Here is a 21,476-nt window from a genome sequence, read left to right as displayed (position 1 = left end):
CACTGTAAGAAACTAACAGGTAGAAATGACCGGGGAAGCCTCTAAGAGATCAACAAAAAAATCAAAAAACCAGCACGGGAAAGCAACGACAAAACCTGTAAGTATACCAAAGAAAGATAAATCAAATTTTATCTGAAAAATGCTCTTTTTATCTCTTTTTATCTCTTTTTATCTCTTTTTTCTTTCCTCTTTCTTCTTTTTTTGCAGGGCCTCCAGACAGGCTGGTGGAGGCATTCTATAAAGATTGGACTAAAAAACGGTTTCCGGGATCGAGATAATTTCTTTTCTTATCCGGGGGCAGGTCGGTTACAGTCTTACGCGGCTATTTTTTAAGCAGGTCAAAAACCCACCTGCTGACGCCTGGGGCAACGTTTCCGCAGCGCCTGTAATATTCCACCTCAAACCCCATTTTTCCGTACTCTTCAATTAATCCAGGGATCTGAGAATCCTTTTTGAATGTGTAAAAATGGATGTTCCCTTCTTTTCTTACAAGTCCTGAAACCTCATAAAGAAAATGATCCCTGCCGTAAGGAGTTGGCACAATTGCTCTGTCAAACCCATTTTCCGAAACCTGGAATCCTTTAATTTTCCCGGATTCTGAGTCGGCAATTACAGAAGGAAAAACTGCACTTTCGGTTTCAACTGTATTTTCGGTTTCGGTCTCAACTTCATTTCCGGGCTTGATATCAGGGTTTAAAGAGCCGGGATGGCGAAGAATAGATTCAGCATCTCCCTGGATTACGGTCACCTGCCTTTCAAGTCGGTTCAACCGGATATTTTCTTTCAGGCAGGTACAGGCGTCAGGATTTATTTCGATTGCACAGACAACTGCCCTTTTTCTTGCAGAAGGGAGCACAAAGGGGCCCACACCTGCAAAAGGGATCAGAACAGATTCTCCTGAAAGAACTTTTGATGCCACACGTGCCCTTTCCCAGAAAAGCCTGGGATTGAAAAAAACTTTTCTTACATCCATTCTGTATGTGCAGCCGTTTTCCCTGTGAAGGGTTTCTGTAGATTCTCCGGAGAGGAGTTCAAATTGGGCTACCCTATGTTCCCCTTCAAGCTTGCTGACCTTATTGAGGACAGCTCGGGTATTGCTTCTCATCGAAAGAATCTTTGAGACAATAGAGTTCCTGTAAGCCTCAAGTTCCTTTGGGATAGAAATTACTGCAATATCCCCTACATAATCAAAGCGCTTTGGGACTAAGGGAAGAAGGGGTTCTTCAACTATTCCTCTCATCGCATCTCGCAGGGTCACTCTATCTCGAAAACTCATCTCAGGACACCTCTGTCTGGTAAAATTGCAGACCTTTCATCATTTCAGGTTCTTTATCAGGACACTTAATAGGAAACTTGATTATTCAGGCACTTATACAGGCACTTATTCAGGCACTTATACAGGCATTTCATCTTTGTAGATAATTTCATCTTTGTAGATATTTATTATTTGACTTTCACTCTCTGCTTTTTCAGTACGCTTCAGTTTCGATTTTCTCTGTTGAGCCAGTACAAATCATACAGAGTAACAGAAGGATTGAAATTGCGAAAGCTACAAAAAGAAACAAAGCCTGAGAAAAGAAACAAAGCCTGAGAAAAGAAAAAAGCGAAACAGAGATTAAAGCTGATCCTGAACACACGCAGGAAAATTTGATATGAAAATATTTATAGAAACTCCCAAATACAGTTTTTCGAAATACCGAAAAACAGAAAAAGGCTATGAAAGAGCTTTCATTTCTCCCCTACCTACTATCTTTAATTATGGTTTCGTAGAGGGTACAACGAGTCCGGACGGCATGGAAGAAGATGTGGTTGTGCTCGGTCCCCGCCTGCCCAGAGGAAGCACCCTTGAAAGGGAGAGCTTTGATGGGATTGTAAGGTTCCTTGACAATTCTATCCGGGATGATAAGAGATTGGTATATATCAGTGGCTTTTGCTCTCCTGTCCTGCTTTCTTATTATTTCAGGCTTTATGCCCTTTTCAAAGTTTTTCTCTATGCTTTTCATGAAGGAAAAATCACAAAATGCCGGTTTGAAGGAATCGAACTCGAGAGATTAAACTGAAACTCCTTTTTTTATATCATGTTCCTCTTCAAGAAAAACTATCCGTGCAGTCGGAGCATTTGCTTTTACGGACTGGATTCCTCTCACGCAACTTTCCTTGCTTTTGTAGCCCTGGCTTACAGCGATAATCTGCCCGTTTCTTGCTCTCAATCTGAAACGGTATTCCCCGGATTCATCCGGATAAACTTCAAATTTAGCCATTCTATTCCCCTCAGTTGATCCTCCTCTAAATTCGGAGGTTCAAGCTTTAAACGATCTGTTGTCAGTCACCAAACGCTCTTTTAGAACGTGTTTTAGAATCTCTCAAATATAGTTCCATCAATAAGCACTGAAACTTAAGATTCAACGATTAAGGATATTTCCGGAGTGGGTTTGAGAACCCTTTAAGAGATTTGATTCAATTAACTGATTAATAATCTATCTAAATGTATAGGAAACTAAAATTAGAACTATAATTGAAGTTTCATCAAATTTACTTATCTGTTAGCAGAGAGAAGTTAGCAGAGAGAAGTTAGCAGAGAGAAGTTAGCAGAGAGAAGTTAGCAGAGAGAAGTTAGCAGAAAGAAAACTTTTAATGAAGAATAAAATTATTTGAAGAATTCTTTAACAACTGATTTCCTGAAAGGACAACTTTTAGAAAACTACTAATAATTTAAAGAAGCTTATAAAAAAGGTGCTTTAATATGCCTTTTCATGTGATGCTAATCCCTACCCTGGGTTGTCCTGCGAATTGTAGTTATTGCTGGAGTTCCGAGGAAAAATCCCCTATAATGAGTATCGAAACCATTAAAGAAGTGGTTGAATGGCTTAAGGGCTTCAGGGGGGATTCGGTTACTTTTACCTTCCATGGTGGAGAGCCTCTCCTGGCAGGAGCGGACTTTTACCGGGAAGCCTTACCCTTGCTGGCTGAAGGCTTGAGTTCCAGGAGAATTGCTTTTGCCATACAGACAAACCTCTGGAAGCTTACCCCGGAAATAGCCGAAATTCTTGCCAAATACAATATTCCAATCGGTTCCAGTCTGGACGGTCCCCAGGAGCTTAACGACCTGCAGAGGGGAAAAGGATACTATGAAAAGACCCTGAGAGGCTATGAGATTGCCAGGGCTCATGGGCTGCTGGTAAGATTCATCACTACTTTTACCTCCCATTCCGTAAAGTTCAGGGAGGATATTTTCAATTTTTACCTGGAAAAAGGTTTAACACTTAAACTGCACGCCTGCCTGCCGTCTTTGAAGGATGACAACCCCGAGAAATGGGCACTTGATCCTGAAGAGTATGGGGAACTCTTAATTTACCTTCTGGACAAATATCTGGAAAACGTGGGCAGGATTGAGGTCATGAACATTGACCACCTGTGCAAGTGTGTGTTCACAGGCAGAGGCACTGTCTGCACCTTCGTGGACTGCATGGGAGATACCTTTGCAGTGGGCCCTGACGGAGCGATCTACCCTTGCTACCGCTTCGTAGGCATGCCTGAGTATGTCATGGGAAATGTTTATGACCATCCGACAATGGCAGACCTCGCCCAGTCCGATGCCTGGAAGCTTATGCACCAATATAAGGAGTACGTGGACACGGAATGCGGCAAATGCGCCCATATCAAGTACTGCAGAGGCGGATGCCCTTACAATGCCATAGTACCCACGGACGGGGAAATAAAAGGTGTCGACCCGCACTGCGTTGCCTATAAGATGATATTCGATGAAATAACCAAACGGGTCAACGAGGAAATGTTCGGGTCTGCTGGCGGCATGGATATGTTTATGCCCCAGACAATGAAACCTTCAAAGCCGGGCATAATGTCTCTCATGCTTAAGAAGATCTGATTAAGAGGGCCAGACGAGTTGAGTTTGACCAAACTCACTCTTAATTTCACTTTTTTGTAACCCGGGTCAAAAGAGCTCTTTTGTTTAAGTCACCCGAAACTTCAGGGCTATTGTCAGCATTTATACCTCATTTTCACGGGCGCGTTTTCACGAATGACAGTTCCAGTACTCCAAAATAAAACAATTCAACTGGAAGTTTCAGCCGGAATTTCAGCCTCATGGACTAAATCTCATTTTGTCAGTTCCCCTTTTGTATACCCTTATTTTCTTAATGTATCTCTGTTGTTTATTGAAATAGTTTATATATACCCACTTTCTAAACTAAATATATGGAAGAAGGTAAGATAAAGAACACGATAACAAGGAGTTTCGAACTTCAGGACTACAGGATAGAAGGAGCAGAACTCTCTGGTTTCTGGGCAGATCTGCTCAGCAAAGAAGAACTGACGGTTGAAGTAAATTACAGGCCTGAAAACAAAAAAACCTTCAGTCCCGGAGAAACAGAATCTCTTATTCATGAAATCTGCAGAAAATGCGATAGTTTTGAGGCTCAGCTTCCCGAAAATACAAAATGTGAGGTCACATTCAAAGACTTCGGAGAAAAAGTTTACAAAACTGACCAGTTGGATTTTGAACCGGCATCCAGGGAAATGGACGAAGTTAAGGTTGCTTACCGCTTCTATGTAGCTTATTATGTTTAGTCAGTTTGACAAATAATCAAGTTTGATTTTAATTTAATCCGGATTATATGACGAATATTTGCCTGAGTTCGAAAAATAGGCTCTATCAACCGGTGAAAATATTGCCCGGTGAAAATATTACCCAGTGAAAATATTACCCGGAAAAACAATCAAAAACAGGGAAGGGAGCATAAAAAATGTCTCAACCAGGGAAAAACCCCGGTATTGCTGCAGTACTGTCATTCTTCATCCCGGGCCTCGGGCAGATTTATAACGGGCAGATCATGAAAGGGATTATCTTTTTCATTCTTGCCTCTATTGGGATTGTCTTTATCATTCTTGCATTTCTTTTCGGCTTCCGAGCAATAGTTTTAATCGGTTACATCCTCTATCCGCTGTTCTGGATCTACAACCTGTATGATGCCTACAATACTGCCAGGAAAATTAATGAAAGGTATGGAGGATATTATTAAAATAAGCTTTCAGGAAGAAGATTTTCTTCCTTTCTTCAGAAACTGACAGATAGAACTCTCACCAACTTATTAATATTGATCTGGAATGAACATCGAACCCACACTGAACATGATACTCATTTTTTTACTTGCTTCAATTATAGTACTTATAGCCATGTTTGCCTATGCAAAATATAGTGCAAAAAAGTCACAAGAGATGGAATTGGGAGTTGAAGCCGAAAGAGAGCTCATGAAAGCAAAAAAGGAAAGGGAAGAAATCAGAAAGACAGAGGAAACAGGATATTCGGAAAGAGACGAAAGAGAAGAGCACGAAGACGATGAATCTGACGATGACGGGGAATGAAGATCAGGATCTGATGAAATATCAATGCCGATGAATATATCAATGAATATATTAATGTAAGGTAATAGGAAGAAAAGAACTGTAAAAAATGAAAAACTTATGTAAAAAAGTTTTGCTTTCTAAATCGATTCTCACCTTCACACCGTTTTTATCTCTTTTTCCAGTCTCTTTATGATTTCTCTGAGCTGGATTGCGCGCTCGAAGTCCAGCCTGTCAGCAGCTTCTCTCATCTCCGTATCCAGTTCGATGATTACGTTGGGGATATCGGTCTTCGGGATATGTTTTGTGTCGGTAATATCCACTACTTTTTCTCGTATGGGTTTTCGGATGGTTGTCGGGACTATACCGTGTTCTTCGTTGTAGGCTATCTGCATTGCGCGGCGGCGTTCGGTCTCGCTCACTGCTTTTTTGATGGAATCGGTCATCCTGTCGGCGTAGAGGACAACCTTTGAACTGGAGTTCCGGGCTGCGCGGCCTATGATCTGGATTAGGCTCTTTGAGTCTCGGAGGAAGCCTTCCTTATCTGCGTCCAGGATACCGATGAAGCCCACTTCCGGGATGTCAAGCCCCTCCCTGAGCAGGTTGATCCCGACAAGGACATCGAATTTGCCAAGGCGCAGTTCACGGATGATTTCTGTCCTTTCGATGGTCTTGATATCGGAGTGCAGGTAGCGGGCCTTGATCTCGTTTCTGGCAAGGAATTCGGTCAGTTCTTCTGCGAGCTTTTTGGTAAGGGTGGTCACGAGGGCGCGGTCTCCCCTGTCCACTATTTTCCGGATCTCCTGCATGACATCCCTGACCTGTCCCTCGAGGGGGCGTATCTCAACCTCAGGGTCAACGAGGCCGGTCGGGCGGATAATCTGTTCCACGATCCGGGCGGACTGCTCCCGCTCGTAGTCTGCAGGGGTTGCCGAGACGAAGACCACGTTTTTCATGTATTTTTCAAATTCGTCAAACTTCAGGGGCCTGTTGTCAAATGCACTGGGTAGCCTGAAGCCGTAATCAATAAGGCTCTTTTTCCGCGAGCGGTCTCCGTTATACATCCCGTGCAGCTGGGGAATGGTCTGGTGGCTCTCGTCAATGACCAGGAGGAAATCTTCAGGGAAATAGTCAATCAGGCAGAAAGGCTGTTCTCCGGGCTGCCTGTGGTCAAAGTGCCTTGAGTAGTTCTCAATGCCCTTACAGCTGCCTGTTTCCTCAATCATCTCCATGTCATAGAGCGTGCGCTGCTTCAGCCGGTGGGACTCGAGCAGCCCGAGGTCAGGCAGGCGCTCCTCAAGCTCTTCAAGGATGGACTGGATTGCGCTTTTCTGCTCTTCTTCAGGGATAACATAATGCCTGGCAGGGTAGACGAAGAAGTAGTCCATCTCTTCTTTTCGCTGTCCTGTCTGCTTGTCCAGTTCGGAAATACGGTCTACCTCGTCCCCGAAGAGCTCGACCCGGATGATGTCATCGAAGTAGCCGGGAATGATATCAATAGTGTCCCCTTTTACTCGAAAACGCCCGGGCATGAGTTCCAGATCGTTTCTTTCAAACTGGATATCGATAAGTTTCTCAAGGATTTCCTTTCTCTGGACCTTATCTCCAACCTTCAGTTCAAACCCCATCTTCTGGAAGTTCTCAGGGTTGCCAAGCCCGTAGATGCAGGACACGGAAGCCACCACAATTACGTCCTGGCGTGACATCAGGGAGGCTGTAGCTGCAAGGCGCATCTGTTCAATCTTCGGGTTTATCTGGGCATCTTTCTCAATGTACTGGTCTTTGGCAGGAAGATAGGATTCAGGCTGGTAATAGTCATAATATGAGACAAAGTACTCAACTCGGTTTTCAGGGAAGAACTCCCTGAACTCATTATATAGCTGGGCAGCCAGGGTCTTGTTATGGGCAATGACAAGAGTCGGTTTTCTGACCTGGTTTATGACATTCGCGACCGTATAGGTCTTTCCTGACCCTGTGACCCCTAGAAGAGTCTGGCATCGTTTTTTCTTCTCCAGCCCCTCTACAAGCTGCCTGATAGCTTCTGGCTGAGAGCCCCTGGGCTCAAAATCGGAAACCAGTTTAAACTGAGGGCTGTCCCAGTACCGTGCATCGTGTATTGTTTCGAACTTTTTTCCGGATAATGGCTCGGGTGTCTGGCTGGAAACTTTCATGGGATCAAGACCTTCTCTATAGTTATACAAGACCAATGACTTTTATTTACGGGATCAATGATTTTTGCCTGAGCAGGCGGTTGTAGTTGATTGCAAACCTGTGGGCTTCGTCCCGGATTTCCTGGACAAAGAGAGAGGCTTTTTCATCTTTTTTTATGGGGAGAGGGGACTTAAGCCCTGGCACATAAATTTCCTCTTCCCGCTTGGCAATGGAAATAATCGGAACCCTGAGCTTCAGTTTCCTGAGTTCCTGGAAAGCTGAAGAGAGCTGCCCTTTGCCCCCATCTATGATAATTAAATCAGGCATGTCGTGTTTTTCTTCAAGCAGGCGGGAATAGCGCCTCCGCACAACCTCGGCAATGGAAGCAAAATCATCAATCCCTTCTACACTTTCTATTTTGAAGCGCCGGTAATTATGTTTATCAGGCCTGCCTCCCCTGAACTGCACCATGGAGCCAACCGTAGCCGTGCCCGAGAGGTGGGAAATATCGAAGCACTCGATGACGTTCGGGAGTTTGGGGAGAGAGAGTTTACTCTGCAGGGCTTCGATTTTTTTTCTGTCCCCGAAAAATCCGATTTCAACATTTTTCAGGACCAGGTCGAGAAGTTCTTTTTTCTCTCCCTGCTTCGGAACTGTTACTTTCACTTTCTTTCCCTTCACATGCGCCAGGAATTCTATAAGGGACTCTTCAAGAGGCTCGGGAACGATCAGTTCCTCAGGCGGGTCATTCTCGGAATAATACTGCACCAGAAATTCTTCCAGAAACTCCTGCCCGAAGGCAAAGACATAGTCCTGCTTGTCTTCCAGAGTCCCTTTGTAAACCTTGAAGAGCATGAGGTAGACGGTATCATCCCTGACAATGTAGTTCAGAATGTCCTCGTCATGCTTCTTCTGCCTCTCCATATTTTGCTTTTCCTGAAGGCTTTCAAGGGCTGCAATCTCATCTCGGAGTTCCAGGGCCTGTTCAAACTGCTGCCTGGAAGCCATCTCTTTCATTTCTATTCCCATGGACTCTATAAGTTCCCTGATATTGCCTTTCAGGACAGAAGTAGCCCTTTTTACCTTTTCTCCGTACTCCTCCATGGAAATACTGCCTATGCATGGTCCGCTGCATACTCCGATGTGATAGCGGAGGCAGGCACGTACAGGCATTTTTTTACAGGTCCTGAGCTGGAAGGTTTTTCTTACGACCTCGAAGATGTAGTCCCTTTCCTTTGCAGAAACGAAAGGCCCGAAAAACTCTCCTTCTCCGGTATTTTTCCGGGAAATCGCGATCCGGGGAAATTTTTCTCCGGTAAGGTGGATGCAGGCATATCGCTTTGAGTCCTTGAGGAGAATATTGTACCTGGGCCAGTGCTTCTTGATCAGAGTATTCTCAAGGAGCAGGGCTTCCACCTCTGTATTTGTGACAATGAAGTCAAGGCCCCTGGCAGCTTGCACAAGGCTCGCTGTTTTAGGGTCGTGGTCCCTTTTCTGGAAATAGCTGTTCACCCTTTTTTTAAGGTCCTTTGCCTTCCCCACGTAGAGCACAACCCCGTCCTCGTCCATGTAAAGGTAGCAGCCGGGCAGGTGCGGAAGAGCATCCAGATCAATCATTTTTGAGCCTCATTGCGTTCAAATTTGGTTTACTCAAATCCGGTTTTCAGGTTTTAATTTTTCAGAAATCCTTTAAAGCGCCTGGCCTTCAAATACTTCGTCTGCTCCTTCTTCGAAGTCTTCAGGCTCTTCTTCAAGACTTTCATCCGAGTCCTCTTCGAACTCTTCAAAATCGCCCTCATAATCTTCCCCGTCCTCGAAAACTGCCTCAACAGGCTGCGCTCCCGACTCCAGGTATGAGTTCCTCTCTCCCGAAAGTCTGGGAGCAAGGAAGCGCCCGGTATAGCTTTCCGGGACCTGGGCAATTTCTTCAGGCGTACCTGTGGCAACAATCTCCCCGCCTGCGGTCCCTCCTTCGGGGCCAAGGTCGATTATATGGTCCGCTGACTTGATGACGTCCAGGTTGTGTTCGATAACAACCACAGTGTTTCCTTTTGCAACAAGGCCGTTCAGGACTGAAATCAATTTTTTAACGTCATGGAAATGCAGCCCTGTTGTGGGCTCGTCAAGAAGATAAATGGTCTTTCCGGTGCCCTTTTTTGAGAGTTCGCGGGTCAGCTTTATTCTCTGGGCTTCTCCCCCGGAAAGGGTCGTTGAACTCTGCCCGAGCTTGATGTATCCCAGCCCTACTCGCGTGAGGGTATCGAGCTTGCCTTTGATTGCAGGGATGTTTTCAAACTGCTCTGCAGCCTCTTCCACGGTCATGTCCAGGACTTCGGATATGGATTTGCCCCTGTATTTTACCTCAAGGGTTTCCCGGTTATAGCGCGTGCCCTTGCATTCTTCACATTCAATGTAAACATCAGGCAGGAAATTCATTTCAATCTTGATCAGCCCGTCTCCCTGGCAGGCTTCACAGCGCCCTCCTTTTACGTTGAAAGAAAAGCGCCCTGTTTTGTACCCACGGATTTTTGCTTCCTTTGTTTCGGCAAAAGCCTGCCTGATTGCATCAAAGACCTTGGTATAGGTCACAGGGTTCGAGCGGGGGGTCCTGCCTATGGGGCTCTGGTCGATAACAATTACCTTATCGAGCTCGGAGTCAAAAACCAGCTCGTCATATTTCCCGGGTGTCACATTTGATTTGTTGATCTTCTTCATCAGGGCTTTGTAAAGGGTATCATAGATAAGGGTAGATTTTCCGGAACCCGAAACCCCGGTAATTACCGTGAAAAGCCCTATGGGGATATTCACATCGATGTCCTTCAGGTTATTTGCCCGGCAGCCTTTCAGCCGGATGAAGGCCTCGCTCTGGCGGCGGAGAGCAGGAGGTTTTATTTGCTTTTCTCCTGAGAGGTACTTGCCTGTCAGAGACTCCGGATTTCTCTCGATTTCTGCAGGCGCCCCTTCGGCTACCACATAACCTCCATGTATCCCTGCGCCCGGGCCTATATCGAGCACATAGTCCGCAGCCCGGATAGTATCCTCATCATGTTCTACCACGATGAGAGTGTTCCCGAGGTCTCGCAGGGTCTGCAGGGTCTGGATCAGCCGCTCGTTGTCCCTCTGGTGCAGCCCTATGGAAGGCTCGTCAAGCACGTAGAGTACACCCATGAGGTTTGAACCGATCTGTGTTGCCAGCCTGATCCGCTGGGCTTCTCCGCCGGAAAGAGTGCCTGCACCGCGGGAAAGGGTCAGGTAACCAAGCCCCACATGCTCAAGGAAACCCAGGCGGGAACGAATTTCTTTCAAGACCTGTTTTGCGATTTCCTGCTCTTTTTCCGAAAGCGTCAGGTTTTCGAAAAACCGGATACACTGGATAATGGAAAGGTCTGTTGTATCCACAATCGACTTTCCGGAGAGCTTGACTGCAAGAACCTTTTCTTTCAGGCGCTTGCCTTCACAATCCGGGCAGGGGCGGACCTGCATGAACTTCTCGAGTTCTTTTCTCCGGTACTCGGACTTCGTCTGGTTATAAAGCCTCTCAGACTGCGGAAGAAGCCCTTCCCATGTGCCCTTGTGGGACCACTGGGCGTCCCCGTTCTTCATGCTCATGCTGAACTGGATTCGATCATCTGAGCCGTGCATGAGGGCGTTGTACTGCTCCGCTGAGAGGGCTTCAAGAGGGGTAAAGATGTCAAAACCGAAATGCTTTGCAACAGCTGTCAGGTGCTGGCTCCGGTAGCCGTCAAGGAAGTTCCTGTAAAGAGCAACGGCTCCGTCGGCAATGCACAGGCTTTTATCGGGAATTATGAGGTCAGGGTCGAACTCCATCTTAATCCCGAGCCCGTTACAGGTTTCACACGCCCCGAAGGGACTGTTGAAGGAAAACATCCTGGGCTGGAGTTCCTCAAAAGCCATCCCGCAGACAGGACAGGCCATGTTCGAAGAATAAAGGTGGTCTTTCCCTTCGGAATCGACGGCAATTAAGAGCCCTTCGGCTTTCCGGAGGGCATTTTCGCAGGCTTCGACAAGCCTTGACCGGTCTTCGGCAGGGTCCTGGCGGTCAATTACCACTTCAATATCATGCTTTTTGTAGCGGTCAAGGGAGATCTCGTCGTCGGTCCTGTAGATTTCCCCGTTTACCCTGACCCGGGTAAAGCCTTCGCTGTTCAGGTCCCTGAAAAGCTGCTGGTAAGTCCCTTTTTTCTGGCGGACTATGGGGGCGAGGATTGTAACCATTCCCTCACATTCCCTGCTGAGGCTGTCCGCGATCCTTTCCGGAGACTGGGACTCTATTTTGATATCATGGATAGGACAGTAAGGAGTCCCTACCCTTGCAAAAAGCAGCCTGAGGTAGTCATAGATTTCAGTGACAGTCCCCACCGTACTCCGGGGGTTTTTAGAGGTAGTTTTCTGCTCTATAGAGATTGCCGGAGACAGCCCTTCGATGCTGTCCACATCCGGCTTGTTCATAAGCCCGAGGAACTGCCGCGCATAAGCAGAGAGGGACTCCACGTAGCGCCGTTGCCCCTCGGCATAGATAGTGTCAAAGGCCAGGGTGGATTTCCCCGAGCCTGAGACGCCGGTGATAACGATGAATTTGTCCCGCGGGAGCTCCACGGTAATGTCTTTCAGGTTGTGTTCCCGTGCCCCTTTAACGATGATATTTTTCATATTTCTTCTCTCGGGTTTTTCTCATTAATTGGATGGATAAAGTAAGGACTTAAAAACTTTGAGTTAAGATTTTGAGGTTAAGATAAAAATAATCTGAAGCAAGAAGCAAAATCATTTTTGAAGAACTTCTCTTCACATTTTCTCTTTACATTTTCTCTTCAATGTTCGGATAATGTGTTCAGGCAGATAATTCTACGTATTATTATAAATAGGTAGTTATAAATGACCTGTGCCAGTTGTCCTGAATTCTTCTCTGCGGGACGTGTCCCGATTTTTTCAACACATATAGCAAAACGTCGATTTTTTATTAATAAAGTCATATAGCGGACTGAAAGTATTAATCAATCATTTTTTCAATTCCTTCCTGAGAAGATGAAACGCCCCATAATGAATTAATCGATTTTTTTATTTTTGCCTTTTAAACGGCTCAACCGAATACTTTCACTTTCCTGCTGACCTGCAGGAATTTTTCTGAAGCCAAAATTTTTGCCGTCCCCGGCTACATGGTTGATATTCCGAGGTCAGACTTCCCAGCGCGGCTAATGATTTTGTTTTTATCTACTGTACGCAGGTGGGTTCAAGCGGGGCGGGGCGGATGAAAAGAAAGAACGAGAAATGCAATTTACGGGCATTCATGAATAATAAAACCTAATTAAACAGGGAGCACCTGGAATTAAACCTAAAGGAAAATTGTATCCACCACCGGCTGGAAACTCAAAACCTTATTTTATAATTCGTCGTGGCTTTGAGTCAATCGAGTCTTGGAGTGGGATTTGAGGTTTTTAGGAGAGTAGTAAGAAGAATAGGAAGTTAACATTAACCTGCTTCCAGAGAATAAAAGAGTAGAATTTAACACCGATTTTCGTCAAGTGTTTATGTCTCGTAATTGAACCATGCTCAAGATATCCAGTCAAATCGAAGTCTCTTGTTGAGTTAGGACCCACCGCGAAATAACATAGGCAACTTTTTAGACTGTACTCAACCATTTTCACAAGCAAGCTCCTCTATTAAATCCCAAAATAATTATGCGTTACCTAGGTTATTTCGTTGCGGGCACTTAATGACCACTCTTCTCCCCACCATCTCCCTCAAGCAACCAGTACCACAACGGTAAATACCTTATCCTCTTCCCATCAACAAGCTCCTCGTCAAAGACATCCGATGTGATGATAGTTCCTTCTTTCATCTTGAAGTTCTTCATCCCGGCCAGCAGGCCTTTCACCTCGCGTTCTTTTGTTTTCGGGTCAGACAAATCCGAGCAGACCTGTATCAATCGGGTGGGTTTAAGTCCTTCCCTTGTTACAAAATCAACCTCAAGGCCCTTCTGGTCCTGCCAGTAGTATATTTCGTTACCGGAGTGTAAAAGCTGGATGAAAACAAGGTTCTCGTATAATCTCCCGGTATTGGAGGAAAGTTTGAAGGAAACGGCATTGATCATGCCTGTGTCGATACAATATAATTTCCTGGGTTTGTTTATCTGTTGTTTTAGGGATTCGTCGTAATGGTTGACGCTGAAGAGCAGGAATGCATCCTCAAGGTATGCAATATAATTGATTATCGCATCCGTGCTGAGGGAGGAGTAACTGGCAAACAGCCTTCTAAGAGAGTTGTAGGTATGCGGTTTTGCAATATTCGATATGCAGAATAGCGCCAGGTCCTTGAATATCAGGGGATTACGTATGCCGTATCTTGAAATGATGTCCCGGTAGATGATGTCGTCAAAGTATGACTGCAGGATTTCCCGGTGCTGCACTGACGGATAGACTATGGTTTCGGGGAATCCTCCTTTTTCCAGGTATTCGTTGAATCTGCGCTTGACAACCGGCCTGTCTTCCGAGTAAGGGAGTGTTTTCATATCAAAGGTTATTGAATGGTAATCCAGGAATTCTGCAAAACTGAAAGGGAACATCCTGGTGCTCAGATGCCTGCCTGTTAATAAGGTGGAAATCTCCTGTGAAAGCAGGGATGCATTCGAGCCGCTTATTACTAACTTTACATTCTGTTTTCTATCGTAGATGCCTTTAACCCACCGTTCCCATGACGAGAAGTTCTGGATTTCATCAAGGAAAAGATACAAACGGTCTCCTGCGGATACCTCCTGAATTTCCCTGAAAGTTTCTACCAGCAGCTGCAGTTCATCCCCATTTAACGGCTGCAAGCGGTCATCATCAAGATTCAGGTACAATATATTGCTCTTTGGCACGCCACCCTCAACCAATTCCGATATCATTTGATACATATAGTATGTTTTGCCGCATCTCCTCACACCCACTATGTCATTTACATGCGGAGCATCTATGTTTGCCTCATACCTGCGTTTCTGCAATGGTGGTAATACTCTTCCCTGCCACTCGATAATGGCACTTTTTAGTTTCTCCCTTGTATCCACAAAGAATAATCAGGAATTTCTTATTTATATACTTATCTAGTATAATCGATAAAATTTGCTTATTTTGTCGTGTATAGACGATAAATTTATGAAATTACATTTTAGATGTAAGTAGCGAGAGATAAACAAGTAGCGAGAGATAAATGGAATAAATCAGGCAGTCCATTCTTGCAAAGGCATTTTCAGGGAAACTTGTTGAGACAGAGGCTGAGATTGCAAGAAGAGAAGGCAGGGATTATGAGACAACGGAGGTTTTGCTTGAGAGGATAAAAAAGGAGAAAAGGAACATAGGGAATAAATAATAATGGGATTTAGAAGTTCAGTTTTCCCTTTTATTTTGTAACTATTCAGCCACTAATAAAAAAGTATGTTTTTTCAGCAAAATGCTGCAATTCTCAGGATAATAGCGGCGCTCCGTTGAGCACCGCTAGAATAGCATCCATTACACTCATGCCATTCTTTTTAATTGAGGATATGTATGCCCTAATTCTGCAGAAAGCTACCGCTCCTTCTATGCTTCTGAAAGTTCCCGAAATTTTTTGTTGTAGCTTCATCATTCTGATGTCTCGCTCTGCTTGATTGTTATCAAACGAAACTCTCAGGTTATTGAGGAATCTCAGAATCGGTTTTCTAGAAAGCATTGAGAATAATAAGCCATGGTGGAAATAAAAAAAACATTTCCGCGCATCCTGATAAAAACTATCAATCTTCACAGACCTTCGGTATCAAAAAGTAAAGTGAATTACATACGTTATCGGTTAAACGTTAGATAATCACTTCTGGATTCGTTTTTTGTTGACAGTAATTCTTTATAAATGTAGAATCCAGATACCTGGTTGAGATTCCGGGATCAGACTTCCCAGCGCGGCTAATTATTTCTCTTTTATCTACTGTACGCAGGCGGGTTCAAGCGGAGCGCGGCGCGTGGAAAGAAAGAACGAGAGATGCAATTTACGGTCATTCAGGAATAATAAAACCTAATTAAACAGGGAGCGCCTGGAATTAAACCTAAAGGAAAATTGTATCCACCACCGGCTGGAAACTCAAAACCCTATTTTATAATTCGGCGCGTTGACATCGTAGTGGCACGAACTGGTCGTCGTTCTTATTCTCGTGCCTGGGTTTTTGCAGGAGCAGTCCATTGCTCCTGCAGATGCCAATCGATCAATGGCTAGTTATAATGCAATGCACAGACGAACGGTGTTTAATAGTTTTTGTGCCTGGGTTTCTGACCTTTTCTGGAGGGGTTGTTCATCCTATTTACCGGCTTTGGCAATCTTATTTCCGGTCTTTCAATTACAATCTTCTTCAGAGCAGGTAGTGTCTGTTCCTTAATATCTACATGATTGTCTTTCAGCACACTCATGAAATTAGCATGGTCATTTTTGGAAAGGATATTTATTGCTTTTCCTTCTGTCCCTGCTCGTGCAGTTCTTCCAATCCTGTGAATATACTGTTTACTCTCCCTGGGAATATCATAATTGTAAACATGGGAAACACCCTGTATATCAAGTCCTCTTCCGGCTACATCTGTGCATACAAGGACACCTATGTTTCCGGCATGGAATTTTTCCATTATGCGAGTTCGTTCGTTCTGTGTCAATCCGCCATGAATTGCCACGGCATTGATACCTGATTTTCTCAGGTTTTTTGCGACTTTTTCAGTGTTTCTTTTTGTGTTGCAGAAAACCATCCCGAGGTTTGACTTTTCATTTTGTAGAAGATACACGAGCAGAGATAATTTCATGTCATCCTGTACTTTATAAACGACCTGATTCAATTTTTGCGGGTCGATATAAGACTCTACTGATACTCGAACCGGGTTTTCCATGTGCTTGCGGGAAAGCTGGACAATATCTTTTGTAATGGTTGCAGAGAACAAAAGGGTCTGCCTGTTTTGAGGACATTCCTTGATAATTTTTTCTACATCCGGTTTGAATCCCATATCAAACATCTGGTCTGCTTCATCAAGGACAAGGGTTTTCACATTATTGAATTTGATAGTATTTCTGCTGATATGATCAAGTAGCCTACCGGGTGTTCCCACAACAACCTCGGCATTCTTTAATTCTTTAATTTGTGGATTGATCCCTACACCGCCATAGATAGATACGATATTTAACGGGTCGTATTTTGAGAATTTCCTGAACGAATTTGCCACCTGCTCCGCCAGTTCTCTTGTAGGGGTCAGGATCAAAGCCTGAATTCCTTTTCCTTTTTCGGAATTTTGTAATATGCCGGAAGCAAATGCGAGTGTTTTTCCGGAACCTGTTGCGGCTCCGGCTATAACATCTTCCCCAGCAAGTATTAGGGGAATTGATTTTTCCTGTACTGCTGTAGGGTTTTCAAAACCATGTTCATTTATTGATTTCAAAACAGCATTACTGAGACCTAGTTTTTTAAAATTATTCATAGTTAGACTTTCCGTGATTTGTCTGAAAAAGCTACTTAATTGCTTTTTCATATTTATATATTTATGATATATCAAAAACAATTAAGAGCTATAAGCACAACTTCAGAAAAGTTTAGATTAATTTACTGCTTAAATGTTAGTAATCGCTTATAACGGTGAACTCTCCCTTTATACTTTTGCCTATTTTGATGATGTGATTACCCAGCATTCATTGTTCTTCCAAAGGTTCGACCCCAAATGAGTAGACCCGGATGGCATGACTTACGAAGAATATCAGGCTGCAATGGATAAGATGTGGCCCAGAATGGCAGAACCGGACGGGGAAGGCATAGATCTGCACCCATATGACCCCCGGCGGCGGTTTATAGCGACCTGCGAAGGTGTAATCTTCAGTCAGGCACCCCCTTAACCGAAGAAGACAGGCTCTAAGCGGACCGGCTTTGGGACAGCATAGCTATGCCAGGAACCAGCCCAGGCAAGAAACAGGAAAATAAAAAGTGATATGCCTTTCACCCATATGTCTTTCACCCTTAACAAACACGTTTTGGAGCGGGTTAAGGCAGGGGAAAAACTGGTTTTGGGGTCAGGTTAAGGCTTAAGGGGAGTTAAGTTTTAAAGTCAAGGGGTCAAAGCTGATTTTCAACAGACGCGTCGATTCTTTCTGGAAATAAAGAACTGTCTTAAGATCTATACTTATATAACCCTCTCACAATCCTTATTTTTAAACTTGTAACAATTGAGAACATTCTTTAATTAATTTAGAGTGTTATAATGTTTTAGAGACAAAAATAAAGCTTTATAAAGTTTTAAATTTGCATCGCGTTTTTTATTTGGTCTCAAGAATATAAGTATGTTTATATGTTAACTGTCTCTACTATTTTTGATTACGGGTGTTCCCGGCCCAAACTAAGAAAAAAAACAGGAGAAATAAAATGAAAAATAATAGAAAGTCTATATGGAAAATAACAGTATCTATTTTCACCGCATTAATGGTGTTGACTTTATTGTCCACAGCAGCCTCTGCATCACTTACTATATACAAAACTCCTCTTGGTGCAGGAACTCCCCCTGCAACACAACGTCTAACCGGTGGAGGTAATTCCATTGATTATACAGCAGTAGCCGCTTCAAGTACTGATCCACGAATAGTACAATTTAAGGATCTTTCAAGAGGTAGAGAGACCTATATCAGATGGGACTTTGGAGATGGAACTTCTCTCTCAGGAACAAAAATTACTCCACAACTAAAAAATCCGGTACATAAGTTTCCAAAGACTGGTTATTATATTAGTGGTCTGACTATCAGGTGCACTGGTTATAATGGATTGTTGTGGGTTCATAAGACAATTATAATTAAAGCATAAGACTGTTGTTATTAAATGATTTGAAAAAGTTAAAAGTTGACTTACCCCTTCAATTTTTTATAAATCATTCTTTATATTAATTAAATTCTTTTTTTGTTTAAAATCGCAATCATCTAACGCGAGATTAATTTAGCGATATGTTTCTTACTATTTGTTTGCATTTACCCCCCTAAAGTTATATAGCGGACTGAAAGTATTAATCAATCATTTTTTCAATTTCTTCCTGAGAGGATGAAACGCCTCGTAATGAATTAATCGATTTTTTTATTTTTGCCTTTTAAACGGCTCAACCGAATACTTTCACTTTCCTGCTGACCTGCAGGAATTTTTCTGAAGCCAAAATTTTTGCCGTTCCCAGCTATCTGGTTGATATTCCGGGGTCAGACTTCCCGGCGCGGCTAATGATTTCATTATTATCTACTTACGCGGGCGGGTTCAAGGAGATCGCGGTGCGTGGAAAGAAGGAATGTGAGGTGCAATTTACGGTCATTCAGGAATAATAACAACTAATTCATTGGTCATCGGTTAAGATTTATTTTCCTTCTCTTTTTACTGTTTTTCCATCTACTCTTTTTATTCAAACCATTCTTCTCTGAACCTTTCTCTGTTTATATGTGGATCTAATGCTTGACTTTCATATACTCTCATCAATCCCGAAACACAAGAGTCATACCATAATTCTTCTAAAATACCTACTCAACACTCAGCTAATTTTTACTTCTCCCAATACGTTTTTTCATTTACTTCTCCCAATACGTTTCTTCATGATATTTCAAGTTCCTCAGAAGTACAAACCTTACCTAACATAGGGAAGATCACATCTGTAGCAAAGTTCTGAGCCTCTTTGCTAATCGAAGCAACGCAGTCACTCAGGACAACACAATTATATCCCCTGTCAAAAGCTCCCCTCACCGTACCTTCAACACAGAGGTTCGTCACAGCACCTCCAAAGAGCAGGGTATCGCAGTGCAAGGCCATGAGTATCCGGTCGAGATCCGTATTGTGAAAACCGCTCATTGTATGGTGTTTGGCGACTATGAGGTCTTCCGGATGAGGCTTGAATTCATCTATGATCCTCCCCTGGAATTCTCCTTCTTCATGACTTATTTGAGTGAAGTCCATTTCCTTAATGGGTTTCCAGAAATCGATGTTCGGTAGGTTGTTATTCAGAGCCTGTGATATCTGAGGCCGCAGCTCCATTACAACGAAGATTACGGGTATCTTTGCTGCCCTGAATCTTTCTATGGCTTTGGCAGTTCTTTTCACCATATCCTTTTCCTGAGCAAATTTCCAGGCACCCCAACCTGCACCAAACCCGTTTTCATGAAGAACAAAGTTCTGTGCATCCACAATGATGAATGCAGTACTATTTCCATTAATCTTCGTCATTAATGCACCCCCTAAAATAAAATAATGTACAAATATTGTATACATAGTAACGTTGGTTTGTAAAAAAATATAATTTTTGAATTATTTTTACTAAACTTTATTACTAATTTGAAATGAAGAAAAAGAAATCATTTTTCACGATGAATATTATTTTATTTGAATGGATTAATAAATTAGTCCCTATTTTATAGAATTCTAGCCTCAAAAAATAGCGTACACTTTTTCAACGTTGCATATATCCCCTTAATTTAGTGCGAGGGATGAGATTCTAACCCCTGAATTCCTTTGAATCAAATTTAATATCCGATTCTTTCAATCAAGTTGCAGCAATTCAGAGGCAAAACCCTCTGAGTATGGTATCCTACAAAGCACGCAGAGCCTCTACAATGGATTGAAATTAATTTCCGTATTAACTTTTATCCCGAGGCATGAATTAAATCTCCACATTTTAGTCCTGAGAGAAAAGCATTTCCGAGCACCCGGATAAAAACTATCAACCTTCATAGACCTTCGGTATCAAAAAGTAAAGTGAATTACATACGTTATCGGTTAAACGTTAGATAATCACTCATGGATTCGTTTTTTGTTGACAGTAATTCTTCATAAATGTGGAATCTTTTTAAAAAAGTGGAGTGAAAAATCACTCCAGAATTACCTCGTTAGCCGATTCCCATGCAGGCTGGTTTATGGCCAGGAACTCAAGGTCAACATCTCCGGTATTCTCTATGTATTGCTTTGCGTTTGCAGGTACGAGGACAAGTTTTCCTTTTTTCAGTTCAAATGGTACATCTTCTATGTAGAGCATGCCTTCACCCTCAAGAACATAATATGTTTCCGGGTTCTTCATAATGAGGGAAGCAAGGGGATCACCTGGTTTAACTAGAAAATGTGCAATGCTGTAATCCAGGTCCAGATCCATTTCAACTCTATTCGGGTTGATCAGATTTCTAACGGTTGCGTCTCCAAAGTAGTTGATATCTTCAATGTCTTCAAAGTTTTTGTTATAGATGTAGTCATCTACGTAAAAGCCGGAATGAACAAGGTATGTCTGGTTATCGATAGAAGTTCTCTTGACGAATGTGCACTTCTTTGAAGGTTCTGTCTCACCTGGTTTTGGCCAGTCATAATTGACCCATCCCTCGCCTTCTTCGCTTAAAGCAGTGTCTATGAGCATCCTGCCTAACGGTTTGCCGTTGTAGTCTTTAAGATCGCTCACATTCTCGCCCTCACCGCTTGTTTTTGGAGGGAAGACAATACGTATTCCTTCAGTTTTCCAGACTGTGATGTAGGAATCATTATGATACCACTGGCTGTCTTTTTCTCTGAAATCGGGAAATGCAAGCTCTCCTTTTTCCTCTATCAGGTCAATAGCTGCATTGACCTGGGACATTGTATACTCTTTCTGGGCTAACAGGTCGGTCTGATTTTCTTCAATTGTTTGTTCTTTCTGTTCAATAACACCTTTCTGTTCAATAACACCTTTCTGTTCAATAACAACTGTTTTTTCTGATTGCACACAGCCGGAAACTGCCAGCAAGAGAACAGTGATGAACAGAACACAAAGTACATTTTTAAAATGATTCATATTGTAACACCTGTCAAATTAAAAATTAAAAATTAAATGCTAAAATGTTAGTTTCCACCAGATACGTTTCCACCAGATACGTTTCCACCAGATACCGTTCATCCAGCTTGTTTTCATAAAAAGATCGGACAGCAAGAATCGATCCGATAGGGA

Annotated in this window: 16 protein-coding genes and 1 pseudogene; 7 read left to right on the top strand and 10 right to left on the bottom strand. The window is 43.2% G+C overall.

Annotated elements, in window-relative coordinates; all coding sequences use genetic code 11:
- Positions 1-322: 322 nt before the first annotated feature.
- A complete protein-coding gene (locus EO93_RS02090) occupies positions 323-1,276 on the bottom strand; it encodes a class I SAM-dependent methyltransferase family protein (RefSeq protein ID WP_048160942.1) in 954 nt (317 codons plus the stop codon).
- 376 nt (positions 1,277-1,652) lie between these two features.
- Between EO93_RS02090 and EO93_RS02085 the strand changes: the two genes are divergently transcribed.
- Positions 1,653-2,060, top strand: coding sequence for an inorganic diphosphatase (locus EO93_RS02085; protein WP_048135112.1), 408 nt, complete (start codon positions 1,653-1,655; stop codon positions 2,058-2,060).
- Here EO93_RS02085 and EO93_RS02080 read toward each other — a convergent pair.
- A complete protein-coding gene (locus EO93_RS02080; protein ID WP_048160940.1) occupies positions 2,052-2,261 on the bottom strand; it encodes a YegP family protein in 210 nt (69 codons plus the stop codon). The two genes, EO93_RS02085 and EO93_RS02080, sit on opposite strands and share 9 nt — an antisense overlap.
- Positions 2,262-2,743: 482 nt before the next feature.
- On the opposite strand from EO93_RS02080, the gene EO93_RS02075 reads away from it, so the two are divergent.
- The 4 genes from EO93_RS02075 to EO93_RS02060 all read left to right on the top strand — a co-directional run bounded on the left by EO93_RS02075 (position 2,744) and on the right by EO93_RS02060 (position 5,382).
- Entirely contained in the window at positions 2,744-3,886 is a 1,143-nt protein-coding gene (locus EO93_RS02075) for a TIGR04083 family peptide-modifying radical SAM enzyme (RefSeq protein WP_048135115.1), read from the top strand.
- A 329-nt stretch (positions 3,887-4,215) separates the two neighbouring features.
- Positions 4,216-4,587: a hypothetical protein gene (locus EO93_RS02070; RefSeq protein WP_048135118.1), complete on the top strand. Its 372-nt coding sequence runs from the start codon at positions 4,216-4,218 to the stop codon at positions 4,585-4,587.
- A gap of 176 nt (positions 4,588-4,763) precedes the next feature.
- On the top strand, positions 4,764-5,039 hold the full coding sequence (locus EO93_RS02065) for a DUF5683 domain-containing protein (protein ID WP_048135122.1): 276 nt from the start codon (positions 4,764-4,766) through the stop codon (positions 5,037-5,039).
- 85 nt (positions 5,040-5,124) lie between these two features.
- On the top strand, positions 5,125-5,382 hold the full coding sequence (locus EO93_RS02060; protein ID WP_048160938.1) for a hypothetical protein: 258 nt from the start codon (positions 5,125-5,127) through the stop codon (positions 5,380-5,382).
- A 137-nt stretch (positions 5,383-5,519) separates the two neighbouring features.
- Here EO93_RS02060 and uvrB read toward each other — a convergent pair whose 3' ends face one another.
- The 6 genes and pseudogenes from uvrB to EO93_RS02030 all read right to left on the bottom strand — a co-directional run bounded on the left by uvrB (position 5,520) and on the right by EO93_RS02030 (position 16,946).
- Positions 5,520-7,532 carry an excinuclease ABC subunit UvrB gene (uvrB, locus tag EO93_RS02055; RefSeq protein WP_048160936.1) on the bottom strand — a complete coding sequence of 671 codons (2,013 nt, stop codon included), beginning with the start codon at positions 7,530-7,532 and terminating at the stop codon, positions 5,520-5,522.
- Between the two features lie 46 nt (positions 7,533-7,578).
- Complete coding sequence (gene uvrC / locus EO93_RS02050; protein ID WP_048160934.1) at positions 7,579-9,129, bottom strand: excinuclease ABC subunit UvrC; 1,551 nt, start codon at positions 9,127-9,129, stop codon at positions 7,579-7,581.
- 72 nt (positions 9,130-9,201) lie between these two features.
- Positions 9,202-12,183: an excinuclease ABC subunit UvrA gene (uvrA, locus tag EO93_RS02045; protein WP_048160932.1), complete on the bottom strand. Its 2,982-nt coding sequence runs from the start codon at positions 12,181-12,183 to the stop codon at positions 9,202-9,204.
- 1,057 nt (positions 12,184-13,240) lie between these two features.
- Positions 13,241-14,572: an ATP-binding protein gene (locus EO93_RS02040; protein ID WP_048160930.1), complete on the bottom strand. Its 1,332-nt coding sequence runs from the start codon at positions 14,570-14,572 to the stop codon at positions 13,241-13,243.
- A 395-nt stretch (positions 14,573-14,967) separates the two neighbouring features.
- Positions 14,968-15,201: pseudogene (locus EO93_RS02035) on the bottom strand (transposase); the annotation flags it as partial.
- 575 nt (positions 15,202-15,776) lie between these two features.
- The gene (locus EO93_RS02030) at positions 15,777-16,946 is read right to left on the bottom strand and encodes a DEAD/DEAH box helicase (RefSeq protein WP_052735362.1); all 1,170 of its coding nucleotides are present in this window, start codon (positions 16,944-16,946) and stop codon (positions 15,777-15,779) included.
- Between the two features lie 295 nt (positions 16,947-17,241).
- Here EO93_RS02030 and EO93_RS17170 point away from each other — a divergent pair, with 295 nt between their 5' ends.
- Together EO93_RS17170 and EO93_RS02025 are read left to right on the top strand one after the other, a co-directional pair.
- On the top strand, positions 17,242-17,394 hold the full coding sequence (locus tag EO93_RS17170; protein WP_156161207.1) for a hypothetical protein: 153 nt from the start codon (positions 17,242-17,244) through the stop codon (positions 17,392-17,394).
- Positions 17,395-17,917: 523 nt separating this feature from the next.
- Positions 17,918-18,349 carry a PKD domain-containing protein gene (locus EO93_RS02025; RefSeq protein ID WP_048160926.1) on the top strand — a complete coding sequence of 144 codons (432 nt, stop codon included), beginning with the start codon at positions 17,918-17,920 and terminating at the stop codon, positions 18,347-18,349.
- Positions 18,350-19,111: 762 nt separating this feature from the next.
- Here the strand turns inward: EO93_RS02025 and EO93_RS16425 are convergent.
- Positions 19,112-19,738 carry a cysteine hydrolase gene (locus EO93_RS16425; RefSeq protein ID WP_052733448.1) on the bottom strand — a complete coding sequence of 209 codons (627 nt, stop codon included), beginning with the start codon at positions 19,736-19,738 and terminating at the stop codon, positions 19,112-19,114.
- A 640-nt stretch (positions 19,739-20,378) separates the two neighbouring features.
- Complete coding sequence (locus tag EO93_RS02015) at positions 20,379-21,323, bottom strand: cache domain-containing protein (protein ID WP_052735360.1); 945 nt, start codon at positions 21,321-21,323, stop codon at positions 20,379-20,381.
- Positions 21,324-21,476 lie beyond the last annotated feature (153 nt).

The organism is Methanosarcina sp. 1.H.A.2.2 (genome assembly GCF_000979975.1).
Classification (GTDB): domain Archaea; phylum Halobacteriota; class Methanosarcinia; order Methanosarcinales; family Methanosarcinaceae; genus Methanosarcina.
Note: the sequence above shows the minus strand (reverse complement) of the source record. Positions and strands in the feature narration are given on the sequence as shown.